10 protein-coding genes are annotated in these 14361 nt (G+C 51.5%); 6 read left to right on the forward strand and 4 right to left on the reverse strand.

Annotation, left to right across the window (positions count from 1 at the left end):
* Positions 1 to 148 precede the first annotated feature (148 nt).
* Positions 149 to 1000 carry a polysaccharide deacetylase family protein gene (locus EKM96_RS00815; protein ID WP_125638402.1) on the reverse strand — a complete coding sequence of 284 codons (852 nt, stop codon included), beginning with the start codon at positions 998 to 1000 and terminating at the stop codon, positions 149 to 151.
* Between the two features lie 111 nt (positions 1001 to 1111).
* A complete protein-coding gene (locus EKM96_RS00820) occupies positions 1112 to 1936 on the reverse strand; it encodes a site-specific integrase (protein WP_125638404.1) in 825 nt (274 codons plus the stop codon).
* A gap of 444 nt (positions 1937 to 2380) precedes the next feature.
* Between EKM96_RS00820 and EKM96_RS00825 the strand changes: the two genes are divergently transcribed.
* Both EKM96_RS00825 and EKM96_RS00830 read left to right on the forward strand, forming a co-directional pair.
* Positions 2381 to 4315, forward strand: coding sequence for an acyltransferase family protein (locus EKM96_RS00825; protein ID WP_125638406.1), 1935 nt, complete (start codon positions 2381 to 2383; stop codon positions 4313 to 4315).
* 222 nt (positions 4316 to 4537) lie between these two features.
* Positions 4538 to 5251, forward strand: a complete 714-nt coding sequence (locus EKM96_RS00830) for a hypothetical protein (RefSeq protein ID WP_125638408.1) — start codon at positions 4538 to 4540, stop codon at positions 5249 to 5251.
* An 84-nt stretch (positions 5252 to 5335) separates the two neighbouring features.
* Here EKM96_RS00830 and EKM96_RS00835 read toward each other — a convergent pair whose 3' ends face one another.
* Positions 5336 to 5899: a sugar O-acetyltransferase gene (locus tag EKM96_RS00835; protein ID WP_125638410.1), complete on the reverse strand. Its 564-nt coding sequence runs from the start codon at positions 5897 to 5899 to the stop codon at positions 5336 to 5338.
* A 268-nt stretch (positions 5900 to 6167) separates the two neighbouring features.
* Here EKM96_RS00835 and EKM96_RS00840 point away from each other — a divergent pair, with 268 nt between their 5' ends.
* Entirely contained in the window at positions 6168 to 7862 is a 1695-nt protein-coding gene (locus tag EKM96_RS00840) for an oleate hydratase (RefSeq protein WP_125638412.1), read from the forward strand.
* A gap of 79 nt (positions 7863 to 7941) precedes the next feature.
* On the opposite strand, the gene EKM96_RS00845 is transcribed toward EKM96_RS00840, so the two are convergent.
* On the reverse strand, positions 7942 to 8751 hold the full coding sequence (locus tag EKM96_RS00845; RefSeq protein ID WP_164510945.1) for a MerR family transcriptional regulator: 810 nt from the start codon (positions 8749 to 8751) through the stop codon (positions 7942 to 7944).
* A 99-nt stretch (positions 8752 to 8850) separates the two neighbouring features.
* Here EKM96_RS00845 and EKM96_RS00850 point away from each other — a divergent pair, with 99 nt between their 5' ends.
* From EKM96_RS00850 to EKM96_RS00860, 3 genes are all read left to right on the forward strand, one after another.
* Complete coding sequence (locus tag EKM96_RS00850; protein ID WP_125638416.1) at positions 8851 to 9795, forward strand: zinc-binding dehydrogenase; 945 nt, start codon at positions 8851 to 8853, stop codon at positions 9793 to 9795.
* Between the two features lie 258 nt (positions 9796 to 10053).
* Positions 10054 to 11814 (forward strand): thiamine pyrophosphate-binding protein, encoded by a 1761-nt coding sequence (locus tag EKM96_RS00855; RefSeq protein ID WP_164510946.1) that lies wholly within the window; start codon positions 10054 to 10056, stop codon positions 11812 to 11814.
* Positions 11815 to 12082: 268 nt separating this feature from the next.
* Positions 12083 to 14326, forward strand: coding sequence for an ATP-binding cassette domain-containing protein (locus EKM96_RS00860; protein ID WP_125638418.1), 2244 nt, complete (start codon positions 12083 to 12085; stop codon positions 14324 to 14326).
* Positions 14327 to 14361 lie beyond the last annotated feature (35 nt).

Genomic DNA, 14361 nt, shown 5'->3' on the forward strand with positions numbered 1-14361 from the left:
AACAAGATCATAACAACCCAGGAAGTTAAAGCAAGAACACCAGTCATAACCAGGACCTCCTATTCGTGTTGACTCACGTTCATTGTACGATGAACGCTGGAATTACACAATAGGAAACGGTTTCAAAACGCATATAAATCGGCAAACATCACTGGTTAGTGACCTGAATTAAGGCCGCAAAGGTGGCGGTGCTCATTCCTGGCGTGATCCGAAGCCGTGAGAGGTGGTAGCGGCCCTGCTTCATCTGGGCGAAGCCCTCGGTTGTGGTCAACGCCAACTGATAGCCGGTCGCCTTAGCCAGTCGACGAGTGGTAGCGTTGTTGCGGCCGGCTGGATAACAGAGCATCGTCGTGGATTGCTTGAGATTATGGTTGAGCCATGCCTTGGAGTCGGCCATTTCCTGGCGTTGTTGCGTGGCCGATAAACTGGACAGATCCAGGTGCTGCACCGTGTGGCTGGCAAAGTCGACTCGACCGGTGGCCTGCATCTGTTTCATCTCGGCCAGCGACAGGTGGTTCTTCTTATGGGTGAAGCCCGTGATCACATTAATGGTCGCGTGGAGCCTGGTCCGCTCCAGCACCGGCAGCATGTGGGTTAGATTATCCTTGTAGGCATCATCCAACGTGATCCAGACCACCTTCTTTTGTGGCACCTGATTGGTGGTCAAAGCGCGGATGGCTTCGGCGGTCGTCAGCGTGCGGTAGTGATGATCCTTTAGATAAGTCATTTCCGCCGCAAACTGTTTCTTGGGCACCCGCAGTTGGTTACCGGTCGAGATGCTGTGATACATCAAAATGGGCAGCTTCAAGGGTCGCTTAAGTTTAATCCAGGGCTTTGCCGTCCGGACCTTCTTGGGCGTCGCCTGCTGTTCCTTGATCTGGTTATGTTGAGCCGGCCGCGACCGTTCGTTGGTTCTAAGTGGACGGGTCAGGAAGATGAAGCTCCCCAAGGCCACCAGCACGATCCCGATTAGACTAATTAACCACCATTTTCGTCGCATATTTAATTCCCCCAAAAATTAACGTGATTGCCCGTATGACCGAATACACCCATTGTCATAAAGGTTCATTTGATTATTAGTATAGTGGGGTTAACTTAAAATTGCACTGATTTAGTCAGCTCGTTGGGATAGCCGGCGGTAATAGTCGATCGAACCGGGCTCAAGGTGGAGGGCCTGAATGACGTCACGGTCGGATTGCTGAGGGTGACGCCTGAGATAGTTAATTAAGTAGCCTTGAAGGAGAACGGACGGGCTGAGGCTGAAACCAACGATGGCCTCATCGGGGCGCAGATACTTGTGGAGACCGGGCAAGGTCAGATGGGGATCGGTCGCTTGGCGTTGCTTCAGAAACCAATCGCGGCATTGAAAGCGATCCTGCAAGGGGCCCACGAAGGCCTGGAAGCCTTCAAGAAATTGGCGCTCGTTAGTCGACCAATCGTTGGTCGACAGGCTGGCCGTGAAGTCGGGCTTGAGGCAGGCCTGAATGGCATAACCGTGGCTAATCAGCAGCAGCGTCAGCCGGGTATACCAGTGGAGTCGCTCGTCTGTGAGCCACGCCGCTAAGTGGTCGGGCCATTGGTAGTTAATGGGGCGCGCGGCCTGCAGGGGCTTACTCTTGATATCGAGGGTCGGCAGGTAGGGGGTCCAATTGTGGGAGAAGAGAAACTTAAAGTAGACGTTTAGATGGGACAGAATCTTATTGTAGGTCTGATTTTGAACCTGACGGGCCGTGAGGAGCATGCTCAGGTATTGTTCAATATCTGGGGTCTGTAGTTGGTTGATCCGGTGGTCTCGCTGATAGGTGGGATTGAAGTGTTCCAGGTAGTTGCAGAAATCTTTGAGGGTGGCGTTGTACTCGGCCACCGTGGCCTGGGCAATGTCGCGAGCTTCCAGGTCGCGGACAAAGGCGGTTTGATAGGGATACTCTTGGGTCATAATGGCCATCCTTTCGATTTTTTAAAAAAGTTACTTTAACTAATGACTGTTAATCGTAGTATAGCACGCTGCGACCGGCTTGACTTCGTGGTTAGCGCTTCTAAATGTTTGTCCAGCAAACAAACGGGTAAAGGGTCGGCCGGTGAGATCGGCGCGCCGGCAAGTTTCTTCGGCGGTTGGATGACAAATTTTACAAATCAGTAAAATGAAGAAAAAACGTTGTTTCGACGGGGTAAACATTATATGATAAGGATAATCATCGGCAGAATTTTGATCACTGGAAAGATTAACTGCTGGGAACACCTGAGACATTTGATTAGTAAATTATCGTAACACATGTCAATACTATTAATAATCGCAACTTGAAAACTTGTGTCACTGCCGGTAGGGGGAGCTTGACCAGTCAATAGTTACTGGTTTTATAAAGAGAAGGAGTAATGAACAATGGATCAATCGTACACGCGAATGACTCGCGAAATTTTACGGGGTCGGCGTGCGGGTAAACGGCGTTATATCACCGGGTTCGATGGTATTCGGACGCTAGCCGTTTTGGGGGTCATCATTTATCACCTGGCACCATCGACCCTTCAAGGGGGCTACCTCGGGGTGCCCATCTTCTTCGTCGTGTCAGGCTATCTGATTACATATTTGTTAATTCAAGAGTGGGATACCACCCACAGTATTAATGTTTTGAGCTTCTACGGTCGCCGGTTGAAACGATTATATCCGGCACTGGTGACGATGCTGTTGGGCACCACCGCCTACATCACGCTGTTCCAGCGAAGTTTGTTGGTTAACATCCGTAAGACGGTCCTGACCAACCTGATCTATGGCTATAACTGGTTTGAGATCGGCCACGGACAGTCATACTTTGACCGCTTCAGTGGGGAGTCGCCATTTACCCACCTCTGGTCGCTGTCAATTGAAGGTCAGTTTTACCTGGTTTGGCCGTTGGTTGTCTTAGGGCTTTTATTGGTCTTTCGCAAACGGGCCCGGGCGGTCTTTCCATTGTTGGCGCTGGCAATTGTGTCGGCGTTAGCCATGGCCTTCCTGTATGATCCCAAGAATCCTAACCGGGTTTACTATGGGACCGACACCCGGATGTTTGCGATCCTGGTTGGGGCGGCGATCGCCTTTATCTGGCCCGCTCATCGTTTGAACGCCAACATTGAACCGGCCCAGCGCTGGTTCTTGGATGGTGTTGGTGGACTTTCACTGATCACCCTGATCTGGATGTTCTTCACCATGAATGGCCAAGCAGCGTTAACCTACAAGGGTGGCATGTTCTGGTTCACCGTTCTGGCGGGCGTCCTGGTCGCAACCGTGGCCCATCCCGGTAGCGATATGAATCGGATTCTGTCGAACCCCGTCTTTAGTTATGTGGGGCAACGGAGTTACGGCATCTATCTTTACCAATTTCCCGTGATGATCTTTTATGAAGCCCGGGTGAACATTGGGAATCATCCTCTGTTCCATGCCTTGGTCGAGCTGTGTTTAATTATGGTTGTGACAGAGATCAGTTACCGTTGGATTGAAAATCCAATGCGGCATTACCATTATGGTCAGTTGACCAATGACGTTCGCGCTTATTTACAGCAACCCGGTGCCCATCGGTTGGCCAGCAGTCTTGGGGTCATCGCGGCACTCTTGTTTGGCTTAACCGCCGTTGGCTTCGTTCAACAACCGGCTGGTGCCAAGCCAACCGCCTTGCAACGCACCATCAATGAGCGCCAGGCCGCTACGAAGAAAAAGAACGCGGCCGCCGTTAAGAAGCAAAAGGCCTTAGATGCGGCCTCTTCCAAACGAAAACATGAAAAGGTGGCCTTCTCGAAGCTATCCAAGAAGGACCAGAAGACGGCCAAAAAGTATTTCTTGACCGCCGACGAATTAGAGATTAGTAAACAGACCGCGCTGACAGCGGTTGGAGACTCCGTGCTCTTGGATGATTCCGGTGCCCTACAGGACGTCTTTCCTGGGGCCATTGTGGATGGCGCCGTCGGTCGTCAGGCGGATGCCTTACCGGGTGTCATCAACGGTTTAGCCCAACGCGGCCAGTTGGCCAAGACGGTCCTGGTCAATATCGGTACCAATGGCTATGTGACGCCGGACCAGGCCGACCAGATTGTTCACGCCATCGGGCCTAAACGTCAGATCTTTTGGGTAACGGCGCATGTGCCGACGCGAGAATGGCAGAACTCCGTGAACGCTCGAATTGCCAAGACGGCCAAGAAATATTCGAACGTCCATGTGGTGGACTGGTATACGGCGGCTAAGGGGCATACGGACTGGTTTATCAATGATCACGTTCACCCGAACGATCATGGTAACCGGTACTATACCTCATTAATCGCCAAGGCGATTGCCAAAGAAAATCAATAATGTTAAGGGCCCAATCGTTGTGGTTGCAACGATTGGGCCTTTTTATCGGGCAATATGTTTTGACCGGTAACGTTAGTTGAAATACTTTACCACGGTGGGTAACTTTTTTTGGAATTCCGCAGAATATGGGGACTTCCATGAGCCCATAAAATTTTGATCATGTTATGATATCTTCGAATTCAGGGATGAGTTCATCACATTAATCTACGGGGGGTAATTGTTATGATGAAGAAAGTTGCTATGATTGCTGCGGCTGCAGCGATGGTATTACCATTGGGTGTTGGCGCTATTGCACCTATGGACGCTGGCGTAACTGCATTTGCCGCAACTAAAGCCGCTGCTAAAGCGGTCACTTACAATTTGATTAGTAGCAAATCACTTAAAAAGACCGCTTATCACGTCAAAAGTGGTAAACCTGCCCTCTACAGTGCTAAATTCGCTGCAGACAAGGCTAAGGTTAGCTTGACTAAAAAGGGTTCCTTAGCAGGTAGCACAACTTATTACGCAACCAAGAAGATTGTGATTAAAGCCAACGGCAAGAACGTTAGCCGCGTTTACATCACTTCTGCCAATGGCAAGGTGAAGGGCTGGGTCGCTCTGTCAACCTTGACTGCCGGTAAGTTCATGGCTGCCGATGGTAACAAGAAGGGTAACAGCTTTACCTTGGTAAGCGCCGCTAACATCAAGAAGAGCGCCTACCATTTCAAGAGCGGTGACCCGGTTTACTACTCTGGCAAGTTCGCTGCTGACAAGTCCAAGGTTACCCTAATTAAGCTGGGTAAATTGGCAAACAGCAAGTCCTATTACGCAACTAAGAAGATCACCATTAAGAAGGCCAAGAAGAACGTGAAGTACCTTTACGTAACGAATGGCAAGATTAAGGGTTGGGTCTTAGCATCTGCGTTAACGGCCGGCAAATTCATGGCCGCTGACTAAACATCCCACATCGGATTAATGTAGAGCCCGGAAGATTGTGCTTCCGGGCTTTTTGGTTGTTCGCCATAGAGTGACGAGGGAGCCTCAATGTGTCAGTGATTTAATTGGTTTGGCGGGTACGCCACCGACCAAGCTGTTTGCCGCCACGTCATGGGTGACCACCGCACCCGCAGCGATGATCACGTTGTCACCGATCGTGACGCCAGGCATAATAGACGCCTTGCCACCAATCCAAACGTCGTTACCAATTGTGACGGGAGTCGCCTGAGCTAGGTAGCCACGGCGGCCAGATGCGGTCAAAGGATGATTGACCGTATAGATATCGACATTGGGACCGATCATGACATGATTACCAATGGTGACCGGCGCAATATCTAAGATTGTTAAGTTATAGTTACTTAAGAAGTCCTCGCCAACGTGAATATTGCGACCGTTATCGCAATTGAAAGAAGCTTGGACGGAGACGCGTTTACCGTGACTGCCCAGAATTTCTTTGATCTTCGCCGTTTGGGCTGCAGGATCCGTTGCCGGAATGGCATTGAATTCCTGACAGAGTTGTGCGGCTCGGGCCTTACGAGCTGCGACCTCTTCATCAAGAAAATAGTACGGTTCGCCAGCATCGAGTTTCTCTAATTCTGTTTTATCCATCATAATCACCTCTAGTTAAGCCTACCACTTAGAGTCGGGTCAGGGTCAAGCCGATGACAGTCTCCGGGTAGGCAAATGATTTGTCCAAATACAAGGTTTTCGTTAGAAACGTTGATGGGGCTCGTTCCCGTTAAATCGGCGTTTATCCGGCCAAAGATTAAGACTCTGGAAAGGTCAATTTTTCCCGGGGAAACCGCTTTACAATGCATGACAAAGCAAGCATAATGGGGGCGTAACGAGCTGAGACAATCTCATGGAGGTGTTGTTGATGGTTAAGACCAAAGCAGTAATGATCGGTGCTGGCCTGTCCAACATGGCGGCAGCGGTTTATCTGATTCAAGAAGGTCACTGGCAAGGTGACCACATTACCTTCTATGGTGCCGATATGCACGGTGCCAACGACGGGGGCTCCACCAGCCAATTCAGTGATGAATACTGGAACAAGAGTCATCCCCTCAGCAACCAAACGGGCTACGTGGCTCGTGGTGGTCGAATGCTGAATTACCGGACCTATGTGGACTTAATGGATCTACTCGATCGCGTGCCATCGGCCACGGAAGACGGCATGACCGCTGCTGAAGACACCCGGGACTTCGATGCCCATCACCGGACCTTTGACAAGGCACGTCTTTTAGAAGGTGGCAAGGGGATCATCGATGGTGGCAAGATGGGTCTGAACAACAAGGACCGAGTCTTACTTTCCAAGCTGGTCTTGATGCCCGATGACGAAGAAACCAAGTTAGACAATGTCTCGATTGCCGAATACTTTAAGGACTCGCCCCACATTTTCCAAAGCAACTTCTGGTTCATGTGGGAAACGACCTTTGCCTTTCGGATTCAAAGCTCCGCCCAAGAACTACGGCGTTACATGCACCAAATGATTTATGAATTTACGCAAATTGAACATTTGGTCGGGGTCAACCGGACCCGTTACAACCAATTTGAAAGTCTGATGTTACCGTTAATTAACTACTTGAAGGGTGAAGGCGTGACCTTCCTGGATAATCGCATCGTCACCGACTGGGACTTTGCCGACAGTGCCTTGCAAGACGAAATCACGGTCACCGGCATTCACGTTAAGAATGTCGCCACCGATGCCGAAGATGACATTGCCATCGACGATGACACGGCGGTCTTCTTCACGAACGGATCGATTACCGACTCCGCCACGATGGGGGACTATGACACGCCGGCCCGTGAAAACATGGAATACGGAATCAGTGCTGCCCTTTGGAAGAAGGCCACGGAACGGTTCTACAATCTGGGAACGCCGGACAAGTTCTTCAACGATCGGAAGAATTCCGAATGGGTCAGCTACACGTTGACCACGAAGAATCATCTGTTGCTGAATGAAATCACGCGAATCACCACCCAAATTCCTGGGAACGCGTTGAACTCCTTCCTGTCCACGACGCCCATCACGCCGTTGGGTCAAAAGGACGTTAACACGTCAATCGTGGTCCATCATCAACCACACTTTACCACCCAACAACCGAATGAATCCGTCATTTGGGGATACTTCCTGTATCCACGGCGGACGGGTGAATTCGTCCACAAGCAATACATCAAGATGACCGGGAAGGAAATGGCCCAAGAATTAATTGGGCAATTATCCAAGGTCGATCCCGGCCCCGATAACATTAAGCATCATGAAGCCGAAATCTTGGACAGCATCGTGAATAACGTGCCGGTATACATGCCTTACGCCTCGGCGTTGTTTAACAACCGGGCGAAGGCCGATCGGCCAAAGGTCATTCCAGATCACTCGACCAATCTCGCCTTCACGGGTGAATTCGTCGACCAACCTTACCAAATGATCTTCACGGAACAAAGTGCCACGCGTTCCGGTGAAATTGCGGCTTATCACTTTGCCGGGGTTTCGATGGACAAGCTGGTCAAGACGCCACGTTACGATAAAGATCCGAAGACGTTGGCGCGGGCAACCAAGAAGATGTTTAGTTAAACCGTGTTTGAAGAACCAGACAAGTCGTCTGGTTCTTTTCGATCCAAAAAGGCCATCACGTGGCGATGGCCTTGGCTAATTACGGTTGGATTTGATATTGCAGACAAACCAGGTTGGAGGCGCCCTTGCTGGTGAAGGCCTCATCGCGGTTCATTTGCCATAGGTCTTGATTGATCTTCAAGTGTTGGCTGGCGATGTATTCCGCCAGGATCTGTAACCCAATACAAATGCTCTTGGTGTCGTTGGTCGTATTGATCGCGACGAATTGGCCGGCCGGCTTGGACAATCGTGGCAGGTCGCCGGTCTCGGTGTCGTCGGTGATGGCCTTTAGAATGCAGAACGACGCGGTGGGATACAGGTTGGCATCGCTCTTGGGGAGTTGTGTGAGAAAGCCGGAATCCTGTTTATTCATCAACTTGAGTTTGCCCAGTCGTTGGTAGAAGTCAGCATAGATCTCGGCAATCTCTTCCTCGGTACAGGCGACCGACTGCTTCGATTGGCAGAATAGCTGCGCCGTCCCGGTGGTGATAAACGGTTGGTTTTTAATCACGGACTCACTGGGTGTGGGTTGATTGAAACGGGTATCCAGGGTCGACCGGAGCAAGTTGAGGTTGTCGATTCTCTGATTGATTTTGTCCAGAATGCTGGTCAACTGATCGTTTAATGCTGACTGATCCTGGGAGTCATTCAGCGCCTTAATCTCTGAAATCGAGAGCCCTAGTCGCCGTAATTCTAGAATAAAGGTCGCGCGATATAGTTGGTCATAGTCGTAGTACCGGTAACCATTGTCGGCAACCCGCTTGGGCTTGAACAGGTCCTTTTGATCATAGAAGATCAGGGTCCGTCGGGTCGTGCCGGCAAGTTCGGCAAATTTCTGAATCGTAAGCATAGGCCATCTCCTGACTAAAAACTTGACTGTAACGTTACGATACACTCTATACTGAAACCATTGAATAAGCAACTGACTAAAGAATGGAGCAGATAAAGCATGCGAGCAATTGTGATTAATGAACCCGGCGATGTTGATGTGATGAAACTGGTTGACCGGCCAATGCCTAAGGCCACCAAGCACCAATCGGTCATGCGGATTCATGCGTTTGGCGTTCACCGTTACGAGGTCCTAACGCGGGCCGGCGGCTCACCATCGGTGAAGTTTCCCCGGGTGATCGGTGTGGAGGCCGTCGGTGAGGTGGCCGAAGCGGCCACGGATGGGTCCCTAAAGGTCGGCCAAAAGGTCATGACCATGATGGGGGGCTTCGGTCGTGAGGTCGATGGTAGCTATCAGGAATACGCCCTGGTTGACGATGCCAACTTGTTCCCGGTGGACTACGATGGCGACTGGGTCACGTTGGCGGAATACCCTGAAAACTTCTATACGGCCATCGGCGCCCTTAAGTCGTTGGGCCTGCATGCGTGGCAAACGCTGTTAGTTCGGGGTGGAACCACGGCGGTTGGTTTGGCGGCCATTAAGTTGGCCAAGGCCATGGGACTCACGGTGGCTGCCACGAGCCGCAGACCGGCCATGTTGGCCGAAATAACGGCCAATGGGGCCGACTCGGCCGTGCTGGACGTGGACAATCAGTTGGATACTGACGCGAGCTACGACGGCATCATTGACATGGTTGGGACGGTCTCCATGGCCGATTCCATCGCCCACCTTAAACAGGGCGGGGTGGCCTGCGTGATTGGCCTACTGGCCGGTGAATGGGTGGCCAAGGAATTCTCGCCATTTAGCTTGGCTGGTAAGTTCCTGACCTGCTTCGATTCGACAGATGTTAAGCAAGACTTGGTGGATGAGATGTTCCAGTTAATCAATGAGCACCATTTGGAAATCCCTATCGCTAAGGTCTTCAAGCTTGACCAAATTCAGGCGGCCCACGAATATGTGATGGCCAGCCGTGAACTGGGGCAAGTGATTGTCGACAATGATTAGTTTTATAAAAAATTGATTAGGTTCAAATACCACTCGGTCGGCCAAATCAGCCAATTCGAGTGGTTTTTTTGTTTGGGGAAAATTTCTAATTGAGGGGTAAAGGGCATGGTCAACCTGTGAAACTAATAACTAACAAAAAGTAAGTAGAATTAATAGCTATTCTATAAGGAGTGGACTATGATGACCTTGTTAAGCGAGTTTGAGGCATTTCGACCAGGATTTGTTAGCCGCAATGACCATTAAGGAGTGCGAGTGATTATGGCAAAAATGATTGCAGGACAAGCGCTAGTTAAGGTTTTGGAAGCATGGAACGTGAACCACATTTACGGTATTCCCGGTGGGTCAATTAACCATACCGTAGAAGGTCTGTATTTGGAAAAGGATCATATCGATTATATTCAGGTCCGTCACGAAGAAGTTGGGGCCTTAGCCGCCGCGGCCGATGCCAAGTTCACCGGTAAGATTGGTGTGGCCTTTGGGTCAGCGGGTCCTGGTGCCACGCACCTTTTCAATGGGTTATACGATGCTAAGATGGACCATGTGCCCGTTTTGGCCCTGGTCGGCCAAGTGCCACAGGCCGCGATGAATACGAACTACTTCCAAGAAATGGACGAAACACCCATGTTTAGCGACGTGGCTGTTTACAATCGCACGGCCACCACGGCGGAACAACTGCCTTACGTCGTCAACCAAGCCATTCGTGAGGCATACCGGCAAAAGGGACCAGCCGTGGTCATCATTCCAGAAGACCTGGCCGCGACCGAGATTGACTATGAGCCCGTCAAGACGCCCAACGTCGTCTCCAACACGTTTAGTGAAGCCATCGATCCAGCCGCAGTTACCGCGACCATGAAGCTACTCAAGGCCGCTAAGCACCCACTAATTTATGCGGGCCGCGGCCTACTCGGGGCTCGCGACGAGCTGGTTAAGTTCAGCGAACAATTTAATATTCCCGTTATCAACACGGTTCCCGCCACCGGGGTGATTCCCACGAACCATCCGAATGCCATCGGGACGTTTGGCCGGTTGGGGTCCAAGTCCGGCTTTGAAGCCTTACAACACACGGACCTGATTCTCTTCCTGGGCTCCGAATTTCCATTCGCACAGTTCTGGCCAAAGGACATTAAGATTATTCAAGTTAACGATAATTCCTTCGATATTGGGAAAATGGTGCCGGTCGATTATGCCGTGATCAGTGACGCCAAGAGTTATCTGCAGGCCATGCTCGCCACGGGTGAGACCCTGCCGGAAACGACTTGGCTCACCGCCAACCGAGAAAACAAGGCCAACTGGAACCGGTGGCTCGATCAATTGGCCGCCGATGACAGTGACGGCCTGGCTCCCGAGGCTGTCACCAAGAAGATTGCCTCCATGGTAGGGCCCAACGATACTTATGGCGTCGACACCGGGAACGTGTCCGGGTGGGCCGTTCGTGGCCTGCCAATGGATCGGGACCAACGTTTCGCCTTATCCGGCTTATTTGCCACGATGGGCTACGGCTTGCCGGCCGGTTTAGCCGGCGCGTTGAGCGTGCCCGACGCCCAATCCTGGTCGTTGTCCGGGGATGGTGGCTTTGCGATGGTCGCGCCCGATATCATTACCGAAGCGCGGTATCAATTGCCCGTCATCAACGTGGTCTTCAGTAACCGGCGCTTCGGCTTCATTTACCGTGAGCAGGTCGACACGAAGCAACACCTGTACGGGGTTGATTTGACCGATGCCGACTGGGCCAAGGTGGGCGAAGGACTGGGTGCCATTGGTTTTACGGCCTCCAACAACCAAGAAGTCGAGACGGTCTTTGATGAAATCAAGGATCTGCAGGCCAAGGGTAACCGTAAGCCGATCGTGGTCAACGCCGTGATTAAGGACGACGATCCCATTGGCACGGCCTTCATGCCCCTTGATGCCAAGCTTTACGGCCAAGACGCCGTGGATGCCTACGCTAAGGAGAATCATATCGACTTAACCGCACAACCCGCCTTAGGAGAATTACTGCGAGCACAAGGCGACAACCTCTAAATTAAATCTGAAATGAGAAAATGCGAGTCCCCAGATAGTTGGGGCTCGCATTTTTTGTGTGTCTTGACTAATTTGTGGGTAATGAGACGACCTGGCATGGCGACCCCCAAAATGGCCGGCAAGCCTTGAAAAGCTCAGGCGGGCCAACTGGTCGGTGGTTACCACAAGACCCGCCAAAAATAGGCGGTCGCTTTGCTTCGATTCGAATAGTGGGTATGCTAAACTATGAATCCGATGTTTAATTGCCAAGTCAATTGGGAGGTTCAAGATGACAGACTCTGAGTACATAGAAATTGTGAATGACCGTCAGAATAATTTGAAGAACGTCAGTCTGCGAATTCCGAAGAATAAGTTGACCGTGTTCACGGGGGTCTCGGGTTCCGGGAAGTCCTCAATTGTGTTTGATACCATTGCCCAGGAGGCCGGTCGTCAACTGAACAGCACCTATGATAGCTTTACGCGCCTGTACCTACCCCATTACCAGCGACCGGATGTCGATGCCGTGCGGCACCTGTCCACGGCCATCGTGATTGACCAGAAGCCGTTGGGGGGCAATGCCCGTTCGACGCTGGGGACCATCAGCGATATCAATTCCTTGCTGCGGATTCTCTTTTCCCGATTTGGGGTGCCACATTATGGTCAGGCTAGTAACGCCTTTTCATTCAACGATCCGGCGGGGATGTGTCCCGACTGTGAGGGGATTGGTAAAACCTATGTGTTGAAGCAAGCGGTGGCCTTGGATCGATCGTTGTCGCTCGCCGATGGGGCCATTCAGTTGCCAGGCTACGGCAACAATAGCTACTATTACCAGTCAATCATTGCCACCGGCATGTTTGATGAGCATCTGCCGCTAAAGGACTATGACGCGGCAACCTTTGCGTCACTGATGAATGGCGAACAGCCTGTCACCGTAGACTATCGAGGATCGCAAATTAAGGGAACCTTCGAGGGGATTGAACGACTCTTTTACCGTCAGAACGTGAAGACCGGTAAGGCCATTAGCGATGGCGCTCGTAAGAAGATTGAGAAGTTCGCCGACCAAGTAGCTTGTCCAACCTGCGAGGGTAAACGCTATCGACCAGAGGTGTTAGCAGCCAAGATCAACGATTACAATATTTATGATTTGACCGCCATGCAACTGGATCAGTTGGCGCAGGTCTTACAAGGCTTCGGGACCGATGAGATGCAGAGTGTGGTTCAGGGCGTTCGGGAACGGGTTCAAAGCCTGATTGATGTTGGTCTGGACTACCTGAGCTTAACGCGGGAGACCACCACGCTGTCCGGTGGGGAATCGCAACGGGTTAAGACGGTTAAGTATCTCGCAAATAGCCTGACGAATCTCCTCTACATCTTGGACGAACCCAGCACGGGGCTACATCCCCGGGACGTCCATCGGCTAAATGATCTGTTGTTGAAATTACGCGATAACGGCAATACGGTGTTGGTGGTTGAACATGATCCGGATGTGATTGAGGTGGCTGACTTTATTGTGGATGTTGGGCCAAGGGCCGGGAACCATGGCGGTGAGATTACCTTCACCGGGAGTTACGCCGACTTGTTAAAGTCTGACACATTGACGGGGCGTTACCTGACACGCCATTTGCCGCTAAAGGACCAGCCACGGCAGCCGACGACCTTTCTGACTAGTCAACCGAGTCGGCGACATAATTTGAAGGACGCGGTTCTCCGCATCCCCGAGGGGCTATTCACAGTGGTGACCGGGGTGGCCGGTTCCGGGAAGAGCACGCTGGTTGAACAAGTCTTTGCGCAAGAACATCCGGAAGCCATTCGGATCAGTCAGCGACCTTTGCACGCCAACAGTCGGTCCAACCCGGCGACCTATGTAGGGGTCATGAACGACATCCGTAAGTTGCTGGCCGAGGAGAATGGGGTCAGTGACAGCCTGTTCAGCTACAATTCGAAGGGGGCCTGCCCACAGTGTGGGGGTAAGGGCGAGGTCGAGTTAAACCTCTCCTTCATGGAGAACACGACGGTTGAATGTTCCCTCTGTCATGGGGGTCGCTTCGATCCGGCCGTTCTGGATTATACCTTCGACGGTTGCAATATCGAAGAAATTATGGCGATGACGGTGGAGGAGGCGGTGGCCTTCTTTGCCGAAACCAAGGTCGCCACCAAGCTACAACACGTGTTAAACGTTGGCCTCGAATATTTGGCACTGGGACAACCACTCACAACCTTGTCGGGTGGTGAAAGCCAACGCTTAAAGATTGCCAAGGAACTGAATCAACGAGGTAACCTGTACATCTTAGATGAACCCACGACGGGTCTTCACGCGGCCGATATTGAAACGATTATTGGTATTATCAATCGACTGGTAGACCGCGGCAATACCGTGATTGTCATTGAACATAACCTAGATGTCATGCGGCAGGCCGATTGGCTGATTGATATTGGCCCGGATGGCGGGACCAAGGGTGGCGAGGTGCTCTACGAAGGGCCCGCTGGCGGTTTGCAGGCCGTTACGCGATCAGTCACGGCCCAGTATCTATAATCAACGTAAAAGAAGCTAACGCCGATCGGCGTTAG

It is taken from the genome of Levilactobacillus tangyuanensis (assembly GCF_003946545.1).
GTDB classification, from domain to species: domain Bacteria; phylum Bacillota; class Bacilli; order Lactobacillales; family Lactobacillaceae; genus Levilactobacillus; species Levilactobacillus tangyuanensis.

What these genes read in the sequence shown, in the direction of transcription:
- EKM96_RS00815 (WP_125638402.1), bottom strand. Translation starts at nt 1,000, where the DNA reads ATGCGACGAAAATGGTGGTTAATTAGTCTAATCGGGATCGTGCTGGTG.
- EKM96_RS00820 (WP_125638404.1), bottom strand. Translation starts at nt 1,936, where the DNA reads ATGACCCAAGAGTATCCCTATCAAACCGCCTTTGTCCGCGACCTGGAA.
- EKM96_RS00825 (WP_125638406.1), top strand. Translation starts at nt 2,381, where the DNA reads ATGGATCAATCGTACACGCGAATGACTCGCGAAATTTTACGGGGTCGG.
- EKM96_RS00830 (WP_125638408.1), top strand. Translation starts at nt 4,538, where the DNA reads ATGATGAAGAAAGTTGCTATGATTGCTGCGGCTGCAGCGATGGTATTA.
- EKM96_RS00835 (WP_125638410.1), bottom strand. Translation starts at nt 5,899, where the DNA reads ATGGATAAAACAGAATTAGAGAAACTCGATGCTGGCGAACCGTACTAT.
- EKM96_RS00840 (WP_125638412.1), top strand. Translation starts at nt 6,168, where the DNA reads ATGGTTAAGACCAAAGCAGTAATGATCGGTGCTGGCCTGTCCAACATG.
- EKM96_RS00845 (WP_164510945.1), bottom strand. Translation starts at nt 8,751, where the DNA reads ATGCTTACGATTCAGAAATTTGCCGAACTTGCCGGCACGACCCGACGG.
- EKM96_RS00850 (WP_125638416.1), top strand. Translation starts at nt 8,851, where the DNA reads ATGCGAGCAATTGTGATTAATGAACCCGGCGATGTTGATGTGATGAAA.
- EKM96_RS00855 (WP_164510946.1), top strand. Translation starts at nt 10,054, where the DNA reads ATGGCAAAAATGATTGCAGGACAAGCGCTAGTTAAGGTTTTGGAAGCA.
- EKM96_RS00860 (WP_125638418.1), top strand. Translation starts at nt 12,083, where the DNA reads ATGACAGACTCTGAGTACATAGAAATTGTGAATGACCGTCAGAATAAT.